The organism is Streptomyces sp. MUSC 14 (assembly GCF_001866675.1).
Taxonomy (GTDB): domain Bacteria; phylum Actinomycetota; class Actinomycetes; order Streptomycetales; family Streptomycetaceae; genus Streptomyces.
Genome location: NZ_MLYN01000023.1, coordinates 63233 through 88080, shown reverse-complemented (window position 1 = coordinate 88080; position 24848 = coordinate 63233). Strand labels below are relative to the sequence as shown.

The window sequence follows — 24848 nt, the reverse complement described above, 5'->3', positions numbered from 1 at the left end:
GCGCCCGCGGATACACGGAAAACCTCCCGTGAGCCGACCCGCACAACGATCCGTGGAGAGCCATGAACACCGCCGAGAACGACGAACTCGCCGAACTTGCCGCGCAGTTGCGCGTCGACAGCGTACGCGCCTCCGCTGCCGCGGGCTCCGGGCACCCCACCTCCTCGATGTCCGCCGCCGACCTGATGGCCGTCCTGCTGGGCCGGCACCTGCGCTACGACTTCGAACGCCCCGAGCACCCCGCCAACGACCGCTTCGTCCTGTCCAAGGGCCACGCCTCCCCCTTGCTGTACGCCGCCTACAAGGCGGCCGGCGCGGTCGAGGACGGCGAACTCCTCACCTTCCGCAAACTCGGCAGCCGGCTGGAGGGGCACCCCACGCCCCGGCGGCTGCCCTGGGTGGAGACGGCCACCGGCTCCCTCGGCCAGGGCCTGCCCGTCGGCGTCGGCATCGCCCTGTCCGGCAAACGCCTGGAGCGCACCGGCTACCACGTGTGGGTGCTGTGCGGGGACAGCGAGCTGGCGGAGGGCTCGGTGTGGGAGGCCGCCGAACACGCCGGGTACGAGCAGCTGGACAACCTGATCACGATCGTGGACGTCAACCGGCTCGGACAGCGCGGCCCCACCCGGCACGGCCACGACCTGGACGCCTACGCCCGCCGCTTCCGGGCCTTCGGCTGGCACGCCGTCGAGACCGACGGCCACGACATCGAGAGCATCGACCAGGCCTACCGTGAGGCGCTGGCCACGACCGGGCAGCCCGTCGTCGTCCTCGCCCGCACCCTCAAGGGCCGGGGCGTCGCCGCCGCCGAGGACCACGAGGGCCTGCACGGCAAGCCGCTGCCCCACCCCGAGGAGGCCGTCGCCGAACTCGGCGGACCGCGCGACGTCCACGTCCGCGTCGGCGAGCCGCCGGCCGCCGCCGCGCTGCGCGACCACACCACCGAGGCGGTCCTGCTCCCGCACTACGACGAGGGCGACGAGGTCGCCACCCGGGACGCCTTCGGCGCGGCCCTCGCCGCGCTCGGCACCGCCCGCGGTGACGTGGTCGCCCTGGACGGAGAGGTCGGCGACTCCACCCGCACCGAGGCCTTCGCCAAGGCCCACCCCGAGCGGTTCTTCGAGTGCTACATCGCCGAACAGCAGCTCGTCGCCTGCTCCGTCGGCATGGCCGCCCGCGGCTGGCTGCCGTACGCCTCCACGTTCGCCGCGTTCCTCACCCGCGCCCACGACTTCGTGCGCATGGCGTCCGTCAGCGGCGCCGGGATCAACCTGGTCGGCTCGCACGCCGGTGTCGCCATCGGGCAGGACGGGCCCTCCCAGATGGGCCTGGAGGACCTGGCGATGTTCCGCGGCGCGTACGGCTCGACCGTGCTGTACCCGTGCGACGCCAACCAGACCGCCCGCCTGGTCGCGGCCATGGCCGGCCTCGACGGCATCCGCTACCTGCGCACCTCACGCGGCGCGACACCGGTGATCTACGGGCCCGGCGAGGAGTTCCCGGTCGGCGGCAGCAGGACGCTGCGCACCAGCGACGAGGACCGGGTGAGCGTGATCGCGGCCGGGGTCACCGTGCCCGAGGCGCTGGCCGCCGCCGACCGCCTCGCCGAGGACGGCATCCGGATCCGCGTCATCGACCTTTACTCCGTCAAACCCGTCGACACCGAGACCCTGCGCCGGGCCGCCGACGAGACCGGCTGCCTGCTCACCGTCGAGGACCACCACCCCGAGGGCGGCCTCGGCGACGCCGTCGCGGAGGCCTTCGCCGACGGCCGCCCCGTGCCCCGGCTGGTCCGGCTCGCGGTGCGCACCATGCCGGGCTCGGCCGCGCCCGACGAGCAGCTGCACGCGGCCGGCATCGACGCCGTGGGCATCGTGAACGCCGTGAAACTGTTGGTGGAGGAGAAGGCCGCGGGCTGAGAGCGCCGCTCACGGCCGGCCGGCGCCCGCCGCGGACCGCACCGGCCCGTGCGGCGCGGGTGTGGCGGACCGAGCCGTCCTCTGTGGCGCGGGCGCGGCCGCAGGGTCAGTCTGGAGCTGGAGCAAAGGAGGGACCATGGCCGGACTGCGCTACGTCTATGCCGTCTGCCGCCCCTTCGACACGCCCCTTCAGTCCCAGCTGACGGGCGTCGCCGGCGCCCCGCCGGGCCTGCTGCGCCACCGCGGGCTGGTCGCGGTCGTCAGTACGGTGCCCGGGACCGACTTCGGCGAGGAGGCCTTCCAGGCCCACCTGGAGGACCCGGTGTGGCTGGCGGCGACCGTCCGTGCGCACCGCGGTGTGATCGCCGCGCTGGCCACGGTCACCACCCCGCTGCCGCTGCGCCTCGGGACCGTCTGCGAGGACGACAGTGTGGTGCGCACCCTGCTGGAGACCCACGAGGACTCCTTCGAGCGGGTCCTGGACCGGCTGGAGGGCCGGGTGGAGTGGGGCGTGAAGGTGTACACGGAGCCGGCGGCCGCCCCCCGGCCCGCCCGCGAGCCCGCTTCCGCCGCCGAGCCGGAGCAGGCGCCGGAGCAGGCGCAGGGGGAGGCGCCGGGGGAGGCCTTCGTCCGCATGCTGCACGAACGCCTCGCCGGGCGGGCGGAGGCCTGCCGGGTGCGCGTCCCGGCCTGCACCCCGTCGGACCACGCGCCCCGCAACGTGCTCGACGCGGCCTATCTGGTGCCCCGGGCGCACTGCGAGGAGTTCGTGGAACTGATCGACCGCACGCGGGCCGAGGAACCGGGAGTCCGGGTGGAACTCACCGGCCCCTGGGCCGCTTACTCCTTCACGGGGGAGGAGACCCGGTACTCCTTCACGGGCGAGGACCCCCGCTGACCCTCGGACCTCCCCGGACCTCCTCAGTCCTGCTCGGTCCTGCTCGGTCCTGCTCAGGCCTCCTTGCGGCACAGGATCTCCCCGTGCAGCACGCCGAACCAGCCGTCCTCCCGCCGGCCCCAGTCCCGCCACGCCTCGGACACCGCCCGCAGCCGCTCCTCGGTCGCGTGCCCGCCCTGTACGGCCCGCTCCGCATAGGAGGAGGCCAGGGTGCGGTCCGCCCACAGCCCGCTCCACCAGGCCCGCTCCTCGGGCGTGGCGAACGTCCAGGTGGCGGACGTCGCCGTGACGTCCCGCAGCCCGGCGGCCCGCGCCCACGCCGTCAGCCGGCGCCCGGCGTCCGGCTCGCCGCCGTTGGCCCGCGCCACCCGCTCGTACAGATCCAGCCAGTCGTCCAGGCCGGGCACCGCCGGGTACCAGGTCATCGCCGCGTAGTCCGCGTCGCGTACCGCGATGAACCCGCCCGGCTTCGTCACCCGGTGCATCTCGCGCAGCGCCTGCACCGGGTCGCCGACGTGCTGGAGCACCTGGTGGGCGTGGACCACGCAGAACGTGTCGTCCGGGTGGTCCAGGGCATGGACGTCGGCGACCGCGAAGTCCACGTTCGTCAGCCCGCGCGCCTGTGCGGTGGCCCGGGCCTGCTCCAGGATGCCGGGCGCGTGGTCGACGCCGGTGACATGACCGTCGGGGACCAGTTCCGCCAGGTCCGCGGTGATGGTGCCGGGGCCGCAGCCGATGTCCAGGATCCTCATGTGCGGCTTCAGCGAACCGAGCAGGTACGCCGCGGAGTTGGCGGCGGTCCGCCAGGTGTGCGAGCGCAGCACCGACGCGTGGTGCCCGTGCGTGTAGACGGCCGTCTCCCGTGCTCCCGGCATGGCGGTTCCCCTCACCTCTGGTCCGACGGTGGTCCGACGGTGGTACGGATCACCGTACGCGCGCAGGCCGAATAATGAGACCGGCGTTTTGCATAATGGACTGACGGTTCGTCATAAACATCAGTTCCCGGAAGCTGCCCGGCGTGGGCCCGGCACACCGGCCCTCACCCACGTGCCGATACCCTGAGGTGCCCGTTGCCTGTGTGCGCGTGCGCCGGGCGCATGACCGGCGCGAAGGGAGAGCCCCGCATGCGTCTGCTCCTCGTCCGCCACGGCGAGACCCCCTCCAACGTGGACCACCTCCTGGACACCGCCGTGCCCGGACCGGGGCTCACCCCGCTCGGCGAGGCGCAGGCCGCCGCCCTGCCCGAAGCCCTCGCCGGCGAGCACATCGACGCCCTCTACGTCTCCACGCTGCTGCGCACCCGGCTGACCGCGGCCCCGCTGGCCGCCGCCCGAGGCCTCGAAGCGGTCGTCCGCGACGGCATCCGCGAGGTGTCCGCCGGCGACCTGGAGATGCTGCCCGGCGAGTCCGCCGAGGGCCGGGAGTACATGCACACGATCTTCGCCTGGGCGGCCGGCGACACCACCCGGCGCATCCCCGGCGGAGAGAACGGCGAGGCGGCCCTCGCCCGGTACGACGCCGTCGTCGCCGAGGCCGCGGCCGGCGGCGCAGGCACCGTCGTCATGATCAGCCACGGCGCCGCGATCCGCCTGTGGACCGCCGCCCGCGCCCACAACGTCGACGTCGCCTTCGCCGCCGCCCGCCCCCTCCGGAACACCGGCGTGGTCGCCCTCGAAGGAACCCCGGCCGACGGCTGGAAGATGATCTCCTGGGAAGGCGCCGCCGTGGAACCGGCCGGACACCCCGGCCCGACCGGAGCACCGATCGACACCGCCCGATGACCGGGCCGGCACCGCAAGCCGCCCGATAAGCGTTTGCCCTCTTCGCCGCCCACCCCGCAGAATGCCAGGTCATGGGACATCTGGAAGCCGCGCACCTCGAGTACCACCTCCCCGACGGGAGGACCCTCCTCGGGGACGTGTCCTTCCGCGTCGGCGAAGGCTCCGCCGTCGCCCTGGTCGGCCCCAACGGCGCCGGCAAGACCACCCTGCTGCGCCTGATCTCCGGCGAGCTGAAGCCTCACGGCGGCACCGTCACCGTCACCGGCGGCCTCGGCGTCATGCGCCAGTTCGTGGGCTCCGTGCGCGACGAGACGACCGTACGAGACCTGCTCGTCTCCGTCGCCCCGCCCCGCATCCGCGAGGCCGCCAAGGCCGTCGACGACGCCGAGCACACGATCATGACCGTCGACGACGAAGCCGCCCAGCTCGCCTACGCCCAGGCCCTCGCCGACTGGGCCGAGGCCCGCGGCTACGAAGCCGAGACCCTGTGGGACGTGTGCACCACCGCCGCGCTCGGCATGCCCTACGACACCGCCCAGTGGCGGCAGGTGCGCACCCTCTCCGGCGGCGAACAAAAACGCCTCGTCCTCGAAGCCCTGCTGCGCGGCACCGACGAGGTGCTCCTGCTGGACGAGCCCGACAACTACCTCGACGTACCCGGCAAACGCTGGCTCGAGGAGCAGCTCAGGCAGACCCGCAAGACGGTCCTGTTCGTCTCCCACGACCGCGAACTCCTCGCCCGCGCCGCCGAGAAGATCATCTCCGTCGAACCGGGCCCGGCCGGCGCCGACGCCTGGGTGCACGGCGCCGGATTCGCCACCTACCACGAGGCCCGCCGCGAACGCTTCGCCCGCTTCGAGGAACTGCGCCGCCGCTGGGACGAGAAACACGCCCAGCTCAAGAAGCTCGTACTGAACCTCCGTCAAGCGGCCACCGTCTCCCACGAACTGGCCTCCCGGTACGCCGCCGCACAGACCCGCCTGCGCAAGTTCGAGGAAGCCGGCCCGCCCCCGGAGCCGCCCCGCGAACAGGACATCACCATGCGCCTCAAGGGCGGCCGCACCGGCGTAAGAGCCCTCACCTGCAAGGGACTTGAACTGACCGGCCTGATGAAGCCCTTCGACCTGGAGGTCTTCTACGGCGAACGGGTCGCCGTCCTCGGCTCCAACGGCTCCGGCAAGTCCCACTTCCTGCGCCTGCTCGCCGGCGACGACGTGACACACACGGGGGAGTGGAAACTCGGCGCACGCGTCGTCCCCGGCCACTTCGCCCAGACCCACGCCCACCCCGAACTCCACGGCCGCACCCTCCTCGACATCCTGTGGAAGGAACACGCCCAGGACCGGGGCCCGGCCATGTCCCGGCTGCGCCGCTACGAGCTCACCCAGCAGGCCGAGCAAGCCTTCGACCGGCTCTCCGGCGGCCAGCAGGCCCGCTTCCAGATCCTCCTGCTGGAGCTCGCGGGCGCCACCGCGCTGCTGCTGGACGAGCCCACCGACAACCTCGACCTGGAGTCGGCCGAGGCACTCCAGGAGGGCATGGAGGCCTTTGACGGCACGGTCCTCGCCGTCACCCACGACCGCTGGTTCGCCCGCTCCTTCGACCGCTACCTCGTCTTCGGCACCGACGGCCGCGTCCGCGAGACCCCGGAACCCGTCTGGGACGAACGCCGCGTCGAACGCGCCCGCTGACCCGCACGCCCCTGCTTTCCCGCGCCCTCGGGCCTTCGCAGGCTCAGGGCGCGGGATCTTCGTATGGTGGATGGCAGGAACCCCGGCCTCCCGGGATCCTCCCGGCAGCACGCTCGGGGCCGGGACCACGGACACGACGAGCGGGGCACCACCATGACCGGAGTCGAGCCCAGCCGACTGGACGACCAGCAGCTCATGAAAGAGCTGGAGACGATCCACCGCACGCGCCACGACACCCTGCTGTACGGCTCCAACGACGCACTGCGGGCCCACAACGAGCGCATGGCGCAGCTGGAGGGCGAGTACCTGCGCCGCAACCCGCGCCGCCTCGTCAGCTCCGGCCGCACCCGCGAGGGCGCCCGCGACCGCTGCTGCGGCGAGACGACGACCCCGCGCACCACCAGCGCCTGACCACCACCCCGGACACACCCCCAGGGGCCCTGCCCGCCCTCCACCGGCAACCGCCCACACCGGAACGGCACCGCTGCATCCCCTCGCCGGCCTGACCGCCCGTGCCGGGCAACCGGAGGCCGGTGGCCCGGCCTCCTTGCCGGCTCCCGGCCCGGCGGTGGTGTTGTCGGCCGCGTCGTACGGCGGTGTGTCGGTCCTTGTTCCACGCGGTCGCGGCGCCGTGCACCGGCGACCGCTCGGGCGCCTGGTCGTCTGCGCCCGGCGCCCGGCGCCCGGTGGCCCGGCCTCCTCGCCGGCTCCCGGCCCCGGCCGTGGCGCCGGTGTCCGCGCGTGCCGGCCGCGCCGTGCCACGGCGTGCCACGGCGCGGCCGCCCCCGTACCGTGCCGTACCGGCGTCATGCACCCCTGTCACCCGGCTGGGCGTCCGCGTCCCGCGAATGGGTCCGGCGGCGCGCGGTCCGGCGCGGCACGGGCTGTGATGGCAGCGAGGGCACACACCCCGTGCCCCCGGCCCCGTGCCCGGTACCCGTGGCGCCGCCCGGCAGCGCCCGACGTACACGCGGGCCGGCCGATCCGCAGCAGCCCGTCGAGGAGCCCGTCCCATGCGCCGCACCGCCCGAGCCCTGTCCGTCGCCCTCGCCGCCGGTGCCGCCCTCTTCCTGCCCGGCCCTGCTGCCTTCGCCGCCCCGGCCGGCCCCGCCCCCTCCGTCGTCTCCGCGCACTGCGACACCACGACCGGCCCCCCGACCGGCGGCGCCACCGGCCCTCCGTCCGGCGGCGCCATCGGCCCCTCGCCGGGCGCTGCGACTGGACCCATGACCGGCGGAGGGACCGGCTCCATGTCCGGCGGAGGGACCGGCTCCGTGTCCGGCGGAGGGACCGGCTCCATGACCGGCGGAGGGACCGGCTCCATGACCGGCCGCGGGACCGGCTCCATGACCGGCGCTGAGACGGGCCCGTTGTCCGGTGCTGTGACCGGTCCGTTGTCCGGTGGCGGTACCGGCCTTTTGTCCGGCGCCCCCGCCGGCCCTTTGACCGGGGGCGCGACGGGCCCGTTGTCCGGTGCTGCGGCCGGTCCGTTGTCCGGTGCCGGTACCGGCCTTTTGTCCGGCGCCCCCGCCGGCCCTTTGACCGGGGGCGCGACGGGCCCGTTGTCCGGTGCTGCGGCCGGTCCGTTGTCCGGTGGCGGTACCGGCCCTTTGCCTGGCGCCCCCACTGACCCTCTGACCGGCGGCGTCACCAACTCGTTGCCGGGTCCCGCCACCGGCCCGATGCCCGACGCAGCCAGTGACCCGTTGCCCGGCACAGCCACCGGCCCGTTGCCCGGCGTCGCCGAGGCCCCGGCCCAGGTCTTGCCCGACGCCAAACCCTGCGCCGACAGCAGCGGCACCCAGTGCCCGCCCGCAGACGCCTCCTGCCGGGACAGCACCGGCTGCCGGGACGGCGAGTCCTGCGCCGACCGCACCCCGTGCCGCGACACCGCGCCGTGCCAGAGCGGCGGACTCAACTGCCGGACAAGCGGCGGCGGAGCCGGGAACGGGAACGGATCCGGAAACGCAGGCGTAAGCGGAAGCGGCGCCTGCTCCGACACGAACACCCACACCCACACGAACATCCACACCTGCACCGAGCCCGGCACCCCGCAGAACGACCCCTCGCACGACGGCAAGTCGCACGGCACCCCGTCCCGCCAAGACGACGACTGCGCCCCGGTCGGCGTGCAGCACGGTGTCGAGGCCGGACAGGGCGGCAGCTTCACCGGCTCCCTCCCCGCCCTCGTCGCCGGCGGCGTCCTCATCGCCGCCGCCTGCGCCGGAGCCGGCCACCGGCTGTACGGCGACCGGCACGCCACGGCGGTCCGCCGCCCCACCGGTGTGTGACCGGGACGACGCCCCGCACCGCTCATGGGCACCCGCCCGCCGGGTACACCCACCCGAGGCCGTCCGCCCCCACCCGCGCCGGCCGCCGTACCCCACGACACCGGACAGCGCACCGCACGCCGGCCCACCACGAGCCCACCACCAGCCCACGACGAGCCCACGACGACCCATCACGGACTGCGCGGAGGCGGACATGCGGCGCACGGACCCCGAGGGCCACGGCCCCGTCCGCTACGGCCCGCCGCTGCCCGGCGACGGCCTGCCCGTGCTCCCCGAACTCACCGCCGTACTCGCCGCCGCCGCCCGCCGCACCGACGCCCAGCCCGTCGGCGGCGCCCCCGCCCTCCTCGAAGCGGCCTGCGGCTACTGGACCCGGCGCGGCCTGCCCACCGTCCCCGACCAGGTCGCCGCCGGCCCCGGCGCCCCCGCCCTGCTCCTCGCCCTCACCGCCGCGCTCGCCCCGGACGGCGCCGACGTCCTCGTCCCCCGCCCCTGCGCCGCCTGGTGGGCGCCCTACGCCCGGATCCTCGGCCGGCCCGTCTACCACGTGCCGACCCCCGCCGAGAGCGGCGGCGTCCCCGACCCCTACGCCCTGCTGGAGACCGTCCGCCGGGTCCGCGCCGAGGGCGGCGAACCCCAACTGCTCGTCCTGTCCGTCGCCGACGACCCCACCGCCACCGTCGCCGCCCCCGAACTCCTCCACGAGACCGTCGAAGCCGCCACCTCCGAAGGCCTGCACCTGGTCAGCGACGAGACCTGGCGCGACACCCTGCACGACCCCCACGACACCGTCCTGCTCAGCCCCGCCGAGATGCGCCCCGACCGCGTCACCGTCGTCACCGACCTCGCCGGCTCCCTGCTGCCCCCCGGCTGGCCCGCCGCCGTCGCCCGCTTCCCCGCGACCGGACCCGGACTGCACCTCCACGCGCGCGTGCTCGACATCCTCACCGCACTCGGCGCCCGCGTCGCCGCTCCCGTCGCCGCCGCGGCCGGCTACGCCCTCGACGAGCCCCCGCCCGTCACCGAGCGCCGCGAGCACGCCGTACGACTCCACGCGCGCGTGGCCGCCGCCGCGCACACCACGCTCGTCGCCGCCGGTGCCCTCGTCCGCCCCCCACAGGCCGGCCGCCACCTCTACGCCGACCTCGGCCCGCTGCGCGCATTCCTCGCCGCCCAAGGAGTCGGCGACGCACAGGAGTTGGAGGACTTCCTCACCGCCCGCCTCGGCATGCCCGCACCCGGCGGCCACCGCTTCGGCGACGACCTCGGCGCCCTGCGCGTACGCCTCGCCACCGGCCCCCTGCTCGGCACCACCGACGACGAACGCACGGAATGCCTCACGTCACCCACACCGTTGGAACTGCCGCACGTGCACCGCGCGTTGACCTCCTTGACATCGCTCCTCGACGATCTCCGCGACGAAGCCCAGCGACGGGAGCCTCCTCGATGACGCAGCAGACGCAGCAGACGCACGAGCCCGGATCGCCCACCACGACCTCGCCGACGACCTCACCGACAGCCACGTCTCCCACGCCACCCACAGCCCCCACGGCACCCATGTCTCCCGTGACACCTGCGGCCACGACCGTCGTCACCATGACCGCCCCGACACCCCTCGCCCCCTCCGTCCCGCCCCTCGCCGAACCCCGCCCCCTGCGCGAACACCGAGTGTGGCCACGGACGTTCCACGACCGGCTCACCGCCCCGCTGCCCGGCCTCAAGGCCATGGCCCGCTTCGCCCGCGAAGGCTCCGTACGCCCCGGCGCCGAAGGCCTCGCCGACCTCCCCCTGCTCCCCGTCGAACCCGGCCCGCTGCCCCGACCCGACCCCCACGCCCTCGCCGTCACCTGGGCCGGACACGCCAGCTGGATCGTCCGCATAGGTGGCCTGACCGTCCTCACCGACCCCGTCTGGTCCCGTCGCATCCTCGGCACCCCCGCCCGCATCACCCCCGTCGGCGTCCCCTGGGAGAACCTGCCCCGCATCGACGCCGTCGTCATCAGCCACAACCACTACGACCACCTCGACGCCCCCACCCTGCGCCGACTCCCGCGCACCACACCGCTGTTCGTCCCCGCCGGACTCGCCCAGTGGTTCCGGCGCCGCCGCTTCACCCACGTCACCGAACTCGACTGGTGGGAAGGCGCCGAACTCTCCGGAGTCCGCTTCGACTTCGTCCCCGCCCACCACTGGTCCAAGCGCACCCTCACCGACACCTGCCGCAGCCTGTGGGGCGGCTGGATCCTCACCGGCACCGACGGCCGGCGCCTCTACTTCGCCGGCGACACCGGCTACGGCCACTGGTTCTCCCGCATCGGCCGCCGCTACCCCGGCATCGACCTCGCCCTCATGCCCATCGGCGCCTACGACCCCCGCTGGTGGCTCAGCGACGTCCACTGCGACCCCGAGGAAGCCGTCCGGGCCACCCTCGACCTCGGCGCCCCCCGCATGGCCCCCATGCACTGGGGCACCTTCGTCCTCTCCGCCGAACCGGTCCTCGAACCGCTCACACGCGTCCGCGCGGCCTGGGAGAAGGCAGGGCTGGAGCGGAAAGACCTGTGGGATCTCCCGATCGGCGCTTCCGGAGCGCTCGGCCACAGCGCCCCGCAAGAGGCGCGGGGAACAGCGCGGTCAACCACCACGAACCCGCACCCCGAAACGAACACCCACCCCGACGGCGCTACCGAAACCGCCGCACCACACCCGGCACCGCACTGACCACCACCGTCAGCGCCACCGCCACCACGACCCCCTCCCAGGGCTCGCTGAACAACGAACCCCCCAGGATCCCGATGACCTGATACGTCGCCGCCCACGCCAGACACGCCGCCACATTCCCCCGGCCGAACCGCCGCAACGGCCAATCAGCCATCGGACAAGCCAGCATCACCGGAATACGACCCGCCGGCACCAACCGCGACAACACCAGCACCGCGACCCCGTGCTCCGCCAACCTGCCCCGCGCCGAAGCCAGCGCGGCATCCGGCGCCCGCGACCGTATCGCCTCCAGCCACCGCGACCCGCCCCGCGACCGCATCCCACGCCGCCCCAGCCAGTACAACGCCCCGTCCCCCAGGAACGCCGCCGACGCCGCCGTCACGAACACCAACGCCCACGAGAACGGCGCCGTCTGATGGAACGCCACCACCGCCGCCGAACTCACCAGCGCCCCCGTCGGCACCACCGGCACCAACGCCCCGATCAACACCAGCAGGAACAACGACGGATAACCGATCGCCTGCTGCGTCGACTCCGCCGGCACCACCGGCCCCGCAGGCCCCGACGCAGCAGCCAGCACCACCGCCGCCACCCGCACACTCACCGCGCGACCTCCAGCCGCACACTCTCCCCGTGCCCCAGCCTGCGCACCACCACCTGCGGCGCCACCACCCCCGCCAGCCGCACGAACTCGTCCCCCGGCGCAGAGAACTCGTGCGGCCGCACCGCATCCATCCCGATCGGCCAGTACGTCCCGTAGTGCACCGGAACCGCCAGCCGCGGCGCCAGCCGGACCAGCGCCCGCGCCGCCCGCCCCGCGTCCAGATGCCCCTCACCCAGGAACGGCCCCCAACCGCCCACCGGCAACAACGCCACGTCCACCGGCCCGACCCGCTCCGCCATCGCGTCGAACAACCCCGTGTCCCCCGCGAAGTACGTCCGCGCCGCCCCCTCCACGACATACCCCAGCGCGGGCGACCGGTGCGGCCCCACCGGCAACCGCCGCCCGTCGTGCGCCGCCGGCACCACCCGGATCCGCACCTCACCCACACCCACCACATCCCCCGGCACCACCTCCGAAACCCGCAACCGCCGCAGCCGGCGCAGCGCCGGCACCGCCCGCGGCGCACCCCGGGGCACGAGCAGCCGCGTACCCGGCGCGAGCGACGCCAGCGACGGCACATGCAGATGATCGGCGTGCAGATGCGACACGAGCACCACGTCCGCGCGCCGGGCCGCCGCCGGCGGTACGTCCCCCCGGCGCCGCCGCAGATGCGCGAGCCGGCGCGCGAACAGAGGATCGGTCAGCACCCGGATCCCCGCATCCTCGATCGTGCACGTCGCGTGACCCCACCAGGTGATCTCCACCGGCACCTTCTTCCGCCTCCTTCACGCGACTCCCCGAAGCCTACGGGCAGGAGTAGGGTCGGCGGCGAAACCCGGAGGTGAGGGGGACGCCATGGGACAACCGCAGGCCGCCTCCGGCATGCCCGCGCCCGTACGGGTCACCGCCATCGCCAGCCTGACCCCGCTGGAGGAACTGGAAGCCGACCCCTTCCTCGTCGACGCCCGCAGCCAGCACGCCATGTGCGCCCGCTGGGCCGCCGAGCACGGATACGTCGTCGCCCGCGAACTCCTCGTCGGCGGCCTGCGCTTCGACCACTGCGCCCTGTGGGACGGCGTCCGCCCCGGCATCGACGTGTTCGTCGCCCCCAGCCTCCGCGTCCTGCGCCGCGCCCTGTCCTCCGTCGACGCCTTCACCGCCGAATGCGCCCGGCGCGGCGTGCGAGTGGAAACGGCCGACCGCGCCGAACCGGCCTACGACGCCCAGATGAAGGCCCGCGTCCACCGCCGGCTGTCCATGCCGACCGCCGGCTACGACGGCCGCTGAGCCGTCGCCAGCCGCACAGCCGCAGGCCGGCGCCCCCGGCCCGGTATGACAAGGTGGAACGGGGCCCGGGCGTCGAGCGGCCCGGGACGCGAGGTGGACAAGGCGTGCGAGGCGTACAAGGCATACGGGGCGTACGAGGCGTTCGGAGAGTACGAGGCGTTCCGTGGCGGCGGGTCGCCAGCCAGATCGGACGGAGCACCACCGTATGGGCGGCCTCCACCCTCACCATGCTGGTCCTCGCCGCCCTCCTGCCCGACTTCCAGCTCCAGTCCGCCGACGGCGACAGCGCCACCCGGATCGCCGTCACCGCCGCCTGCGGCGCCGGCGCCTTCGGCGTCCTGTCGGCCGTCGCCTGGCCGCTCCTGGTCCGGCTCCTGCTCCTCGTCCCCGCCCTCTTCCTCGGCCTGCTCGTCTTCGCCCTCAACGGCTCCCTGCTGCTGCTCGCCCTGCGCATCAACCCCTCCGGCCGGGGCGCGGCAGCCCCGGAGACCGCGGTCATCGTCGCCGCCGTGATGTCCGCCGTCGCCTCGGCCACCGGCGCCGCCCTCGCCGTACGCGACGACGAGGCCTACCGCCGCCGCCTGCACCGCCTCGCCGCCCGCCGCCGCAGATCCGACCCGCCCTGCCCCACCACCCCCGGCCTGGTCTGCGTCCAACTCGACGGCGTCGGCCACGACGTCCTGACGGCGGCGGTCCGCAAGGGGCTGATGCCGACGGTGGCCGGGTGGCTGGGGACGGTCGACCGACGCCCCGCCGACGGCGGACAGGAGACGGCCGACGGCCGACGGCCGACAGTCGACGGGCGATCGCATACACCCGCACCCGCATCCGCTGCACCCGCACCCGCATCCGCGCATACACCCGCACCTGCACCCGCAGCCACCCACCGCCTCACCCCCTGGCGCACCGACTGGTCCAGCCAGACCGGTGCCAGCCAGCTCGGCATTCTCCACGGCAGCACCTTCGACGTTCCCGCGTTCCGCTGGTACGAGAAGGACCGCGGCGAGGTGATGGTGTGCAACCGGCCGACGAGCGCCGCCGAGCTGCAGCGCCGCGCCGCCGTGCACACCGGCGACGGCGGACTGCTCACCATCGACGGTGCCAGCCGCGGCAACCTCTTCAGCGGCGGCGCCGGCGAGCAGGCCCTCGTCCTGTCCATCACCACTCGCCGACGGGGCAAGGAGAACCGTTCCCGCGCAGGCTACTTCGCCTATTTCTCCGACCCCGCCAACGCCGTACGCACCGCCCTGTCCTTCGGCGCCGAAGTGGTCCGAGAGGTCGGCCAGTCCGTCCGTGCCCGGCTGCGCGGACAGCGCCCCCGGGTCGGCCGCGGCGGCCTCTACCCCCTCGTGCGGGCCTTCGCCACCGTCGTCGAGCGGGACGTCGTCGTCGCCGCGGTGATGGGTGACATGCTCGCCGGGCGCACCGCCGTCTACGCCGACCTGGTCGCCTACGACGAGGTCGCCCACCACTCCGGCCCGCACAGCCGGGACGCCGAGAAGGTGCTGCAACGCCTCGACCGTGCCCTCGCCCTGCTCCAGCGCGTCGCCGAACACGCCCCCCGCCCCTACCGCCTCGTCGTCCTCTCCGACCACGGCCAGAGCCCCGGCGAGACCTTCCACGGCCGCTACGGCCTCACCCTCGGCGACCTCGTCCGCGCCGGCTGCGGACTGCCCGTGCCCCGCAGCGCGGGACGAACCCGCAGCGGCGCCGAGGCCCGGGCCGCCGTCCGGGCCGCGCTGCGCCGGCCAGTGGAGGAGGAGGCGGGTGAGCAGCACCGGCCCGCCCGCACCCGCAGCGCCGACGGACCCCCCTCCCGCTCCGAGCCGATCGTGCTGGCCTCCGGCAACCTCGGCTTGGTCTCCTTCCCGGACGTGCACCACCGCATGACCCGCGAGGAGATCGACGCCCGCCACCCCGCCCTGCTCACCACCCTCGCCCATCACCCCGGCATCGGCTTCCTGCTGGTGCGCAGCGCGGAGCACGGCGGTGTGGTGCTGGGGGCGAACGGTGTGGAGGTCCCGCTGGCCGACCTGGACGACGCGTCCGGGCCGCTGGCGTGCTTCGGGCCCGGCGCCGCCGACGCCGTCCGGCGCACCCACTCCTTTCCGCACACCGCCGACATCATGGTGAACTCCGCGTACGATCCGGCCGGCGGCGAGGTGCTCGCCTTCGAGGAGCAGATCGGTTCCCACGGCGGCCTCGGCGGCGCCCAGTCCCGCCCGTTCCTGCTCTCTCCGCTGGACCTGTCCGCTCCCGCCGCGGACCACGGGGAACTGGCCGGCGCCGAACAGGTGCACCACGCACTGCGCCGCTGGCTGCGCGAGCTGAACGGCCCGGAGGTCCCGCTCACCGCCGCCACCGAGGAGGAACAGGCGGCCTGAACACCCCGGGAAGCCCGGCGGAACGCACCGTCACCTTCCGTTCACCGCGTGTGGGCCGGTCCTCGGCATGCGGCGGGCCCGGATGTGATCGGATGGGGACACGGAACCCGGAAACGGCACCCCGGAAACGGGGCCGACCACCCGCGAAAGGAACCACCGTGGCCACCACGCGTACCGCGCACACCGTCTGGGAGGGCGAGCTGCTCACGGGCAGCGGCACCGTCACCTTCGACTCCTCCGGCATCGGCTCGCAGCCGGTGTCGTGGCCGTCGCGCGCCGAGCAGGCGAACGGCAGGACCAGCCCCGAGGAGCTGATCGCCGCCGCCCACTCCAGCTGCTTCTCCATGGCCCTCTCGCACGGTCTGACCGGCGCCGGCACCCCGCCCACCCGCCTGGAGACCAAGGCCGACGTGACCTTCCAGCCCGGCACGGGCATCACCGGCATCCACCTCTGGGTGCGCGGCGAGGTCCCCGGCCTCGACGAGGAGGGCTTCGCCTCGGCCGCCGAGGACGCCAAGAAGAACTGCCCGGTCAGCCAGGCCCTGGCCGGTACGACCATCACGCTTTCGGCCGAGCTGGCCTGACGCCCGTACGACATCCGGTGCCGCGTCCCGTCCCGGGGGCGCGGCACCGCCGTTCCCCGGGACCGTGAGCGTCCGGGATCCCGCATCCAGGATCCTGCATCCAAGATCTCGCATGCAGGATCCTGTATCCGGGATCCCGCATCCGGCCCATCCGGCCATTGACACCGTCGTAAGCACGTCATGTGCTGGGAGTGCCGAAGGACGCCCTGGCGCAAGCGGAAGGGGACGGATCATGGCACGTGCGGTCGGGATCGATCTCGGGACGACCAACTCGGTGGTGGCCCTCCTGGAGGGCGGCGAGCCCACCGTCGTCACCAACGCGGAGGGCGCGCGGACCACGCCGTCGGTGGTGGCGTTCGCGAAGAACGGAGAGGTGCTGGTCGGCGAGGTCGCCAAACGGCAGGCCGTGACGAACGTGGAGCGCACGGCCCGTTCGGTGAAACGGCACATGGGCGATGCCGCCTGGCGCTTCCCGGACAGCGGTACGGTCGACGGCTCCCGGCTGCGCGCGCAGGAGCTGTCGGCGCGGGTGCTGCAGAAGCTGAAGCGGGACGCGGAGGCCTACCTCGGCGAGGACGTCTCGGACGCGGTGATCACCGTACCGGCGTACTTCGACGACGCCCAGCGCCAGGCCACCAAGGAGGCCGGGGAGATCGCCGGCCTGAAGGTGCTCAGGATCATCAACGAGCCGACCGCGGCCGCCCTCGCCTACGGCCTGGACCGGGGCGAGGAGCAGACGGTCCTGGTCTTCGACCTCGGCGGCGGCACCTTCGACGTGTCCCTGCTGGAGATCGGCGACGGCGTCATCGAGGTGAAGGCCACCAACGGCGACACCCACCTCGGCGGCGACGACTGGGACCAGCGGATCGTCGAGCATCTGGCGAAGCGCTTCAAGGCCGGGCACGGCATCGACCTGGGCGCCGACAAGATGGCCGTGCAGCGGCTGCGGGAAGCCGCCGAGAAGGCCAAGATCGAACTGTCGTCGTCCTCCGAGACCACGATCAACCTGCCCTACATCACCGCCTCCGCCGCGGGCCCGCTGCACCTGGAGGAGAAACTGACGCGCGCCCAGTTCCAGGAGCTGACCGCCGACCTGCTCGACCGCTGCAAGCAGCCCTTCCACCAGGCCGTGCAGGACGCGGGGATCGAGCTGTCCGCCATCGACCACGTCATCCTCGTCGGCGGCTCCACCCGGATGCCGGCCGTCACCGACCTGGTGCGCGAACTCACCGGCAAGGACCCGCACAAGGGCGTCAACCCCGACGAGGTCGTCGCCGTCGGCGCCGCCCTCCAGGCGGGCGTGCTGCGCGGCGACGTCAAGGACGTCCTCCTCCTCGACGTCACCCCGCTGTCCCTCGGCATCGAGACCAAGGGCGGCATCATGACCAGGCTGATCGAGCGCAACACCACGATCCCGACGCGCCGTTCGGAGATCTTCACCACCGCCACCGACAACCAGCCCTCGGTCGGTATCCAGGTCTACCAGGGCGAACGCGAGATCGCCGCCTACAACAAGAAGCTCGGCGTCTTCGACCTCACCGGACTGCCGCCCGCCCCGCGCGGCGTCCCGCAGATCGAGGTGGCCTTCGACATCGACGCCAACGGGATCATGCACGTCTCCGCCAAGGACCTCGCGACGGGCCGCGAGCAGAAGATGACCGTCACCGGCGGCTCCGCCCTGCCCAAGGACGACATCGACCGCATGATGCGCGAGGCGGAGCAGTACGCCGAGGAGGACCGCCGGCGCCGCGAGGCGGCGGAGACCCGCAACCAGGCCGAGCAACTCGTCTACCAGACCGAGAAGTTCCTGCGCGACAACGAGGACCGCATCCCCGCCGACACCAGGTCGGAGGTCCAGGAGGCGGCCACGGAACTCAAAGCGCTCCTGGAGCGGAACGCGGAGACCGGCGAACTCCGCACCGGCGTCGAGAAACTCGCCACCGTCAGCCAGAAGATGGGCCAGGCCATGTACGCCAACGCCTCTGCCTCCGCCGGCGAACCGGGCCCCGCCACGGAACAGGAAACCCCCGCCGACGAGGAAGGCGTGGTGGACGCGGAGATCGTGGACGAGGACCGGGACACCAAGGGCGGCGCGGCCTGACCCCTCGGGCGTGGATGCAGGACGCGGGCCGTGGACGCGGGACGGCCGTGGACGCGGGTCACAGGGCCTCGCGGAACTCCCGCAGCAGGCTCTGCGTGCGCTGCGCCGACGCGGCCCGGGCCGTCATGTGGTCCAGCACCTCCAGATGCGCGGCCACCTCGCGACGGGAGTCCAGGTACAGCGCGCCGGTCAGATACTCGGTGAACACCATGTCCGGCAGCTCCGGCTCGGCGAACCGGAACAGCGTGAACGGCGCGTACGTCCCCGGATGCGGGCCCGCCGAGAACTCGGCGATCTGCAGCGTGACCCGGTCCCGCCCGGCGAACTCCAGCAGCTTGTCGAGCTGGTCGCGCATCACCTCGCCGTGGATGCTCACCGGGCGCCGCAGCACCGTCTCGTCCATGATCACCCACAGGTGGGGCGGGTCGTTCCGCTCCAGCAGCCGCTGCCGCTCCAGGCGCAGCGACACATGCCGTTCCACGGTGTGCGGCGAGGTCTGCCCGATCGTGCCGGCCTCCATCACCGCGCGCGCGTACTCCTCGGTCTGGAGCAGACCGGGCACGAAGTGCGGCTCGTAGGAGCGGATGATCCGGGCGGCGCCCTCCAGGCTGACGTACATGCTGAACCAGTCCGGCAGCACGTCGTGGAACCGCTGCCACCAGCCCGGCTGGTTCGCCTCCTCGGCCAGCCGCACGAACGCGGCCGCCTCCTCCTCGGGCACCCCGTAGGTCTCCAGCAGCACCTGCACGTAGGGGATCTTCAGGGCGACGTCGGCCATCTCCATGCGCCGTACGGTCGCCGACGCCACCCGCAGGACGCGGGCGGCCTCGTCCCGGGTGAGGCCCGCCGCCTCGCGCAGCTCCTGCAGCCGTTTGCCGAGCACCACCTGGCCCACGGTGGGCGCAGCCCGCCGCTCACTCACGCCACGCCTCCCCTACGCGCCGAAGTACCCGGGCAGTCTGCCACGTGATCGCCTCTCGCACACGGGTCCGAGGGGATCGGATTGGCCGACGGACGCCGCGGCAGCGGGGGAGAAGCGTGGTATAGGCAGGCAAGCGAGACAGGGACGTGGCAAGGAAGCGGCAGGGACGTGGCAGGTGCGGTCAACCCGCCACCGTGTGCAGGTACTTGGCGGTGGCCGGATCCGCGGGCAGGAACGTCTCGATGGCGAGTTCGGCGACCGTCACGTCCATCGGCGTGTTGAAGGTGGAGATCGACGACACGAACGACAGGATCCGGCCGTCGTGCTCGATACGCATGGGCAGCGCGAAGTACGCGACGGGGCCCTCCGGTTCACCGCTGTCGCCGCCGTCCTCCATGTCGTCACGCGTGTTCTCGGGCACCGGGTAGGCGGCCACCTCCTCGTACAGGGCGTGCAGCCGCTCCGAGCGCTGCAGGGCGATCTGCCGTTCCATCTGCTCCAGCAGATGCCCGCGCCAGGCCCGCAGGTTGCGGATGCGCGACGCCAGTCCCTGTGGGTGCAGGGTCAGCCGCATCGCGTTCGGCGCCGGCGCCAGCAGCGTCTCCGGCACCCCGTCCAGCAGCATCGCGATACCCCGGTTCGCGGCCACGACCGTGTAGCAGGCGTCGACCACCAGCGCGGGGTACGGCTCGTAGCACTGGATGAGGTGTTCCAGCCCGGCCCGCAGCGCGTCCAGCGCCGGGTCGTCCAGCGGGGTCTCCGGATAGTGCGGGGCGTAACCGGCCGCCAGCAGCAGGGAGTTGCGCTCGCGCACCGGCACGTCCAGGTGCTCGGCGAGCCGCAGCACCATCTCCTCGCTCGGCCGCGACCGGCCCGTCTCGATGAAACTGATGTGCCGCGCCGAGGAGTCGGCGCGCAGCGCCAGCTCCAGCTGCGAGACCCGGCGCCGCTCCCGCCATGCGCGCAGCAGCGGGCCGACGCCCTTGTCGGCGACGGCGACGGCGGCGGGGGCGGGGGCGGGGGCGGTGGCGGACGCGGAAGGACCGGAAGCGACAATGGTCATACGTCCGACCGTAGTCGAGGAGTTGCTCCCTTGCGCATGAACGAGCCGTGGCACACGCCGCCCCGGTCCCCGTCCCTCCAGGCCGCGGCAGTCCACCGGGCCCGGGTCCGCGGCTGCCTCCTCGGCGGCGCGCTCGGTGACGCCCTCGGCTATCCCGTGGAGTTCGCCTCGCTGGACCGCATCCGCGCCGCGCACGGTGCGCACGGCGTCACCGGCCTCGTACCCGGCGCGCACGGAGCGGTCGGACTGATCAGCGACGACACCCAGATGACCCTGTTCACCGTCGAGGCCCTGATCCAGGCGCACGCACGGCAACGCGAGAAGGGCATCGACGGCGCCTGGCCGCAGCTGCTGCGCCAGGCGTACGAGCGCTGGCTGGAGACCCAGTCCAAGCCCGGCCCCGAACAGCCCGTGCCGCCGCAGCCCGGCACACCGACTCCGGCCGGCCTGGTGACCGAGGCCTGGCTGTACTCCCGCCGCGCGCCCGGAAACGCCTGCCTGTCCGGCGTCGCCCAGATGTACGCGCCCGACCCCGCACTCCCGCTCGACGGCACACCGGGCGAGGTCAACCCCGACTCCAAGGGCTGCGGCACGGTCATGCGCTCGGCCCCCTTCGGCCTCGCGGCCCCCGCCGACGCGGCCTTCGCCATGGCGGCACGCGGCGCCCAGATCACCCACGGCCACCCCACCGGCTACTACGCGGCCGGCGCGCTCGCCGCGATCGTCGCGCACCTGGTCGCCGGGGACTCCCTGGACGGCGCGGTACTGCGCACCCTGCGCCTGCTGGAACGGCACCGCGGCCACACGGAGACCACGGCCGCCCTGCGCGCCGCCCTCGACCTCGCCGACGACGGGGCACCGACCGCCGAGAAGACCGAGTCCCTCGGCGCGGGCTGGGTCGCCGAGGAGGCACTCGCCATCGGCGTGTACTGCGCGCTCGCCGAGCCCGACGTCGAGCGGGCCCTGCTGCTGGCCGTCAACCACTCGGGCGACAGCGACTCCACCGGCTCGATCTGCGGCAACCTCCTCGGCGCGCTGCACGGCGACACCGGTCTGCCGCACGACTGGGTGGCCCGCGTGGAGGGCCGTTACCGGATCGCGGCCCTCGCCGACGACCTCGCGGCGGAGTGCGCGCGGGCCTGACGTGGCAGGCTGAACAAGAACCGCTGACGCGAAGGGAGCCGAACGCCATGGCCGTGGAACCGCTGTCGCAGAAGGAGATCGAGGACCGGCTCGCGGAGCTGCCCGGCTGGTCGCTGGACGGGGACAGGCTCGCCCGCTCCTACCGGCTCGGCTCGCACGTCGCGGCGGCGGCGCTGGTCATGCACATCGCCGCCGTCCAGGACGAGCTGGACCACCACTCCGACCTCACCCTCGGCTACCACACCGTCTCCCTCACCGTGCACACGCACAGCGCGGGCGGCGCGGTCACCGAGAAGGACTTCGCCCTCGCCCGCAGGGTGGAGGACATCGCCCCAGGTCACGGCGCACACTGAGGAACGTGCTCGACTACGACAAGGAAGCCGACGCCTACGACGCGTCCCGCGGCGGCGAGGCCCGTGCCCACGCCGCCGCCGAAGCGGTGCTCGATCTGATCCCCGAGGGGCCGGGCCGGCTCCTCGACGTGGCCTGCGGCACCGGCATCCTCACCCGCCGGCTGGCCGCCGACCGCCCCGCGCTGCGGGTGACCGGCGCCGACCTCACCACCGCGATGGTCCGCAGGGCCGGGGCGAGACTCCCGGGCGCGGTCGTCCGTGCCGACAGCCGCCGCCTGCCGTTCCCCACGGGCACGTTCGACGCGGTGACCAGCGTCTGGCTGCTGCACCTGCTGGACGACGCCGGGGACGTCCGCGCGATCGTCGCCGAGTGCGCCCGTGTGCTGCGGCCCGGCGGGGTCTACGTCACCACCGTCGACAAGGCCGACGCGCACGACGTCGGCAGCGACATCGACACCGCCCTCGCCGACCGCCCGCGCCGCGCCGCCCAGGACGCCGCCGCCACCGTCACCGCGCACGCCGTCCGGCACGGGCTGGAACCGGCCGGCGCGGGCGTGTTCCGCGGCGCCGGCCAGGGCCGCAGCCCGCGCACCACCATCGCCGACCTGCGCCGCGGCTGGTTCACCCAGCTGCCGCCGGGCGAGCCGCGCAGCGAGCGGTTCGCCGCGCGCCTCGCCCGCCTCCCGGACCAGGACCGTCCCCGCCCGGACCCGGTGTTCGCCGTGCGGGCGTACCGCAAACCGGCGGCGTCGGCGGGGGAGGGAACCGGGGCATGACATGACGTGACGGCCGGGCGGTGCGGCGAACCTCGGCAACTCCCCTGGGCGACAAGGCACTCGGCGCTACCTGCCGTCGCACCGGCGGGAGCGGTTCCTGCCGGTCGACGTGCCCGTCACGGCGCGCCTCATGCAAGGAGTCGCTCATGCGTCCCCGCGTTCAGTACTTTGAGACACCGTCGGCGCGACGGCGCTCATCGTGAGCGCAGTCGTCCCGGCGGTGTCCGCCCGGGGAGTCACACCCGCGTGCACGGTGGCGTACTCCGTCACCAACCACGGCCGGCGCCTCGGCGGATCGCCGTCTCCGGCGGCGCGTACGTCCCGTCCGCCCGCTCCAGCAGGGGACCGAGCTCCAGGACGGCCCCGGCCTCGTCATACGGCTTCGAGATACGGCTTCGAGGCGAGCGCCGTTCGCGCCCACCGGCCCGGGCCGCATTCGGCTCCGCTGTGCCGCATCGGCAAACTTTTTGCGGCACCGGCAACAGGACTGGCCTCCTCGCGCAGCGGCGTCGCACGCTGGCCGCATCCGAAGGAGAGGCGGAACACCATGGCACACGAGCACCACGGGCAGCAGCAGGCGCACCACGACCACGGCGGGCATCAGCAGCACGCCCATGGGGGCCACGCGGGCCACGCCCACGGCGGCGACATCGACTGGGCCGCGATGGCGGCCCACCTGGAGACGGAGGCCGAGGTGACCGCCCCGGCGTACGAGAGCGCCCTGGCCTGGCTGGGCACGGAGGTGACCGAGCCCGGTCTGATCGTGGACGCGGGCAGTGGCCCCGGGGTGATCGCCTGCCTTTTCGCGCGCCAGTTCCCCGGCGCACGGGTGGTCGCCGCCGACGGCTCGGCACCGTTGCTGGAGCACGCCCGCGCCCGCGCGGCCCGCGCGGGGGTCGCCGACCGCTTCGACACCCTGGCCGGTGAACTCCCGGACGCACTCGGTGAGTTGGAGTATCCGGCGGACCTGCTGTGGGCCAGCCGCAGCCTGCATCACCTCGGCGACCAGAAGGCCGCACTCGCCGCGTTCGGCGCCCGGCTCGCCCCCGGCGGCACGCTGGCCATTTTGGAGGGCGGTCTGGCTCCGCGCTATCTGCCCCGCGACGTCGGCTTCGGCCGCCCCGGACTCCAGACCCGCCTCGACGCCCTCCAGGAGGACCGCTTCGCCGAGATGCGCGCCGAGCTGCCCGGCGCGGTCGCCGAGGCCGAGGACTGGCCCGCCCTGCTGACGGCCGCCGGTCTGAAGCACACCGGCACCCGCACCTTCCTGCTCGACCTGCCCGCCCCCCTCCCCGAGACGGCTCGCGCGTTCGTGGTCTCCATGCTGACCCGCGCCCGGGACCTCCATGCCGAGGCCCTGGACGCCGGGGACCGCGCAACCCTCGACCGGCTCCTCGACCCCGCCGACCCCGGCAGCGTCCACCGCCGCCCCGACGTGTTCGTCCTCGCGGCCCACACGGTGCACCGGGCGGTACGGCCGGCGTAGGCGCGGGGGTGTGGCGGAAGGAGGGTGATTGCTGTTCGGGCGCAGGCAGTTGACTTCGAGCGCGCTCCACGTGATGGACTCCCTGGCGTCACCGACATACAGGGGGAACCCGTGAACGACTCTCCGGTCGCACTCATCACCGGCGGGGCCACCGGCATCGGCGCCGCCGTCGCCCGGCAACTGCTGGCCGCCGGGCATCGCGTCACCGTCACCGGCCGTACGGAGTCCCGGCTGCGGGACTTCGCGGACGAGCTCGGCCGCCCCGAGGAACTGCGGACAGTCGCCGGTGATGCGTCGACGTTCGACGATATACAGAATGCTGTCGACCGTACGCTCAAGGCATACGGTCGACTGGATACCGTCGTCGCCAACGCCGGTTTCGCCACCCACGACTCCGTGGCCGACGGCGACCCGGCCGGCTGGACCGAGATGGTCCTCACCAACGTCCTCGGCCCGGCCCTGCTCATCCGTGCCTCCGGCGAGGCGTTGAAGGAGACCCGTGGCCGGATCGTCCTCATCGGCAGTGTCGCCGGGTTCGTGAACACCCCCGGCAACCTCTACGGCGCCACCAAGTGGGCGGTCACCGGGCTCGCCGAGAACACCCGGCGCCAGGTCACGGAGTTCGGGGTCGGGGTGACGCTGGTCGCCCCCGGCCGGGTGGAGACCCCGTTCTGGGACGGCCTCGGCAGCCTGCCCCCGGGGAACCTGCTGACCGCCGACCAGATCGCCGACTCGGTCGTCTGGGCGATCCGGCAGCCGGCCGGGGTCGACGTCAACACCGTGGTCGTACGCCCGCTGGGGCAGCCCAACTGACGTATTGCACAGGTCAGTCGTCTCGGCCCCGGGC

The 24848-nt window shown here is 73.8% G+C and carries 22 protein-coding genes; 17 read left to right on the top strand and 5 right to left on the bottom strand.

Annotated elements, in window-relative coordinates; genetic code table 11:
- Positions 1–62: 62 nt before the first annotated feature.
- Both BIV25_RS14565 and BIV25_RS14560 read left to right on the top strand, forming a co-directional pair.
- Positions 63–1919 (top strand): transketolase, encoded by a 1857-nt coding sequence (locus BIV25_RS14565; protein ID WP_071372719.1) that lies wholly within the window; start codon positions 63–65, stop codon positions 1917–1919.
- A gap of 136 nt (positions 1920–2055) precedes the next feature.
- Positions 2056–2817, top strand: a complete 762-nt coding sequence (locus BIV25_RS14560) for a GvpL/GvpF family gas vesicle protein (RefSeq protein WP_071372718.1) — start codon at positions 2056–2058, stop codon at positions 2815–2817.
- Positions 2818–2870: 53 nt separating this feature from the next.
- On the opposite strand, the gene BIV25_RS14555 is transcribed toward BIV25_RS14560, so the two are convergent.
- Positions 2871–3692, bottom strand: a complete 822-nt coding sequence (locus BIV25_RS14555) for a class I SAM-dependent methyltransferase (protein WP_071372717.1) — start codon at positions 3690–3692, stop codon at positions 2871–2873.
- Positions 3693–3941: 249 nt separating this feature from the next.
- Between BIV25_RS14555 and BIV25_RS14550 the strand changes: the two genes are divergently transcribed.
- The 6 genes from BIV25_RS14550 to BIV25_RS14525 all read left to right on the top strand — a co-directional run bounded on the left by BIV25_RS14550 (position 3942) and on the right by BIV25_RS14525 (position 11298).
- Entirely contained in the window at positions 3942–4598 is a 657-nt protein-coding gene (locus BIV25_RS14550) for a histidine phosphatase family protein (RefSeq protein WP_071372716.1), read from the top strand.
- Positions 4599–4669: 71 nt separating this feature from the next.
- Positions 4670–6289 carry an ATP-binding cassette domain-containing protein gene (locus BIV25_RS14545; RefSeq protein ID WP_071372715.1) on the top strand — a complete coding sequence of 540 codons (1620 nt, stop codon included), beginning with the start codon at positions 4670–4672 and terminating at the stop codon, positions 6287–6289.
- Positions 6290–6442: 153 nt separating this feature from the next.
- Entirely contained in the window at positions 6443–6700 is a 258-nt protein-coding gene (locus tag BIV25_RS14540; RefSeq protein WP_071372714.1) for a DUF6158 family protein, read from the top strand.
- Between the two features lie 1295 nt (positions 6701–7995).
- Positions 7996–8580, top strand: a complete 585-nt coding sequence (locus BIV25_RS50335) for a hypothetical protein (RefSeq protein WP_143076634.1) — start codon at positions 7996–7998, stop codon at positions 8578–8580.
- A gap of 193 nt (positions 8581–8773) precedes the next feature.
- On the top strand, positions 8774–10030 hold the full coding sequence (locus tag BIV25_RS14530) for an aminotransferase class I/II-fold pyridoxal phosphate-dependent enzyme (RefSeq protein WP_071372712.1): 1257 nt from the start codon (positions 8774–8776) through the stop codon (positions 10028–10030).
- A gap of 107 nt (positions 10031–10137) precedes the next feature.
- Positions 10138–11298, top strand: a complete 1161-nt coding sequence (locus BIV25_RS14525) for an MBL fold metallo-hydrolase (RefSeq protein WP_371273021.1) — start codon at positions 10138–10140, stop codon at positions 11296–11298.
- Here BIV25_RS14525 and BIV25_RS14520 read toward each other — a convergent pair.
- Positions 11261–11875, bottom strand: a complete 615-nt coding sequence (locus BIV25_RS14520; RefSeq protein WP_071372890.1) for a DedA family protein — start codon at positions 11873–11875, stop codon at positions 11261–11263. The two genes, BIV25_RS14525 and BIV25_RS14520, sit on opposite strands and share 38 nt — an antisense overlap.
- A gap of 23 nt (positions 11876–11898) precedes the next feature.
- Positions 11899–12672: an MBL fold metallo-hydrolase gene (locus BIV25_RS14515; protein ID WP_071372711.1), complete on the bottom strand. Its 774-nt coding sequence runs from the start codon at positions 12670–12672 to the stop codon at positions 11899–11901.
- A gap of 85 nt (positions 12673–12757) precedes the next feature.
- Here BIV25_RS14515 and BIV25_RS14510 point away from each other — a divergent pair, with 85 nt between their 5' ends.
- The 4 genes from BIV25_RS14510 to dnaK all read left to right on the top strand — a co-directional run bounded on the left by BIV25_RS14510 (position 12758) and on the right by dnaK (position 18258).
- On the top strand, positions 12758–13189 hold the full coding sequence (locus BIV25_RS14510; protein WP_071372710.1) for a hypothetical protein: 432 nt from the start codon (positions 12758–12760) through the stop codon (positions 13187–13189).
- A 227-nt stretch (positions 13190–13416) separates the two neighbouring features.
- On the top strand, positions 13417–15573 hold the full coding sequence (locus tag BIV25_RS14505) for an alkaline phosphatase family protein (RefSeq protein WP_371273020.1): 2157 nt from the start codon (positions 13417–13419) through the stop codon (positions 15571–15573).
- 158 nt (positions 15574–15731) lie between these two features.
- On the top strand, positions 15732–16157 hold the full coding sequence (locus tag BIV25_RS14500) for an OsmC family protein (protein WP_071372709.1): 426 nt from the start codon (positions 15732–15734) through the stop codon (positions 16155–16157).
- A gap of 232 nt (positions 16158–16389) precedes the next feature.
- The gene (dnaK, locus tag BIV25_RS14495) at positions 16390–18258 is read left to right on the top strand and encodes a molecular chaperone DnaK (protein ID WP_071372708.1); all 1869 of its coding nucleotides are present in this window, start codon (positions 16390–16392) and stop codon (positions 18256–18258) included.
- Between the two features lie 58 nt (positions 18259–18316).
- Here the strand turns inward: dnaK and BIV25_RS14490 are convergent, their stop codons facing one another.
- Complete coding sequence (locus BIV25_RS14490; RefSeq protein ID WP_107486122.1) at positions 18317–19180, bottom strand: helix-turn-helix transcriptional regulator; 864 nt, start codon at positions 19178–19180, stop codon at positions 18317–18319.
- A gap of 181 nt (positions 19181–19361) precedes the next feature.
- Positions 19362–20243, bottom strand: a complete 882-nt coding sequence (locus BIV25_RS14485; RefSeq protein WP_071372706.1) for a helix-turn-helix domain-containing protein — start codon at positions 20241–20243, stop codon at positions 19362–19364.
- A gap of 36 nt (positions 20244–20279) precedes the next feature.
- Between BIV25_RS14485 and BIV25_RS14480 the strand changes: the two genes are divergently transcribed.
- The 5 genes from BIV25_RS14480 (at position 20280) to BIV25_RS14460 (ending at position 24814) form a co-directional block, all read left to right on the top strand.
- Positions 20280–21386 (top strand): ADP-ribosylglycohydrolase family protein, encoded by a 1107-nt coding sequence (locus tag BIV25_RS14480; RefSeq protein ID WP_071372705.1) that lies wholly within the window; start codon positions 20280–20282, stop codon positions 21384–21386.
- 47 nt (positions 21387–21433) lie between these two features.
- Positions 21434–21739, top strand: coding sequence for a 4a-hydroxytetrahydrobiopterin dehydratase (locus tag BIV25_RS14475; protein WP_071372704.1), 306 nt, complete (start codon positions 21434–21436; stop codon positions 21737–21739).
- A 5-nt stretch (positions 21740–21744) separates the two neighbouring features.
- Positions 21745–22515, top strand: a complete 771-nt coding sequence (locus BIV25_RS14470) for a class I SAM-dependent methyltransferase (protein ID WP_071372703.1) — start codon at positions 21745–21747, stop codon at positions 22513–22515.
- Between the two features lie 547 nt (positions 22516–23062).
- Positions 23063–24001, top strand: coding sequence for a class I SAM-dependent methyltransferase (locus tag BIV25_RS14465; RefSeq protein WP_071372702.1), 939 nt, complete (start codon positions 23063–23065; stop codon positions 23999–24001).
- A 111-nt stretch (positions 24002–24112) separates the two neighbouring features.
- Positions 24113–24814 (top strand): SDR family oxidoreductase, encoded by a 702-nt coding sequence (locus tag BIV25_RS14460; RefSeq protein ID WP_071372701.1) that lies wholly within the window; start codon positions 24113–24115, stop codon positions 24812–24814.
- Positions 24815–24848: the final 34 nt, after the last annotated feature.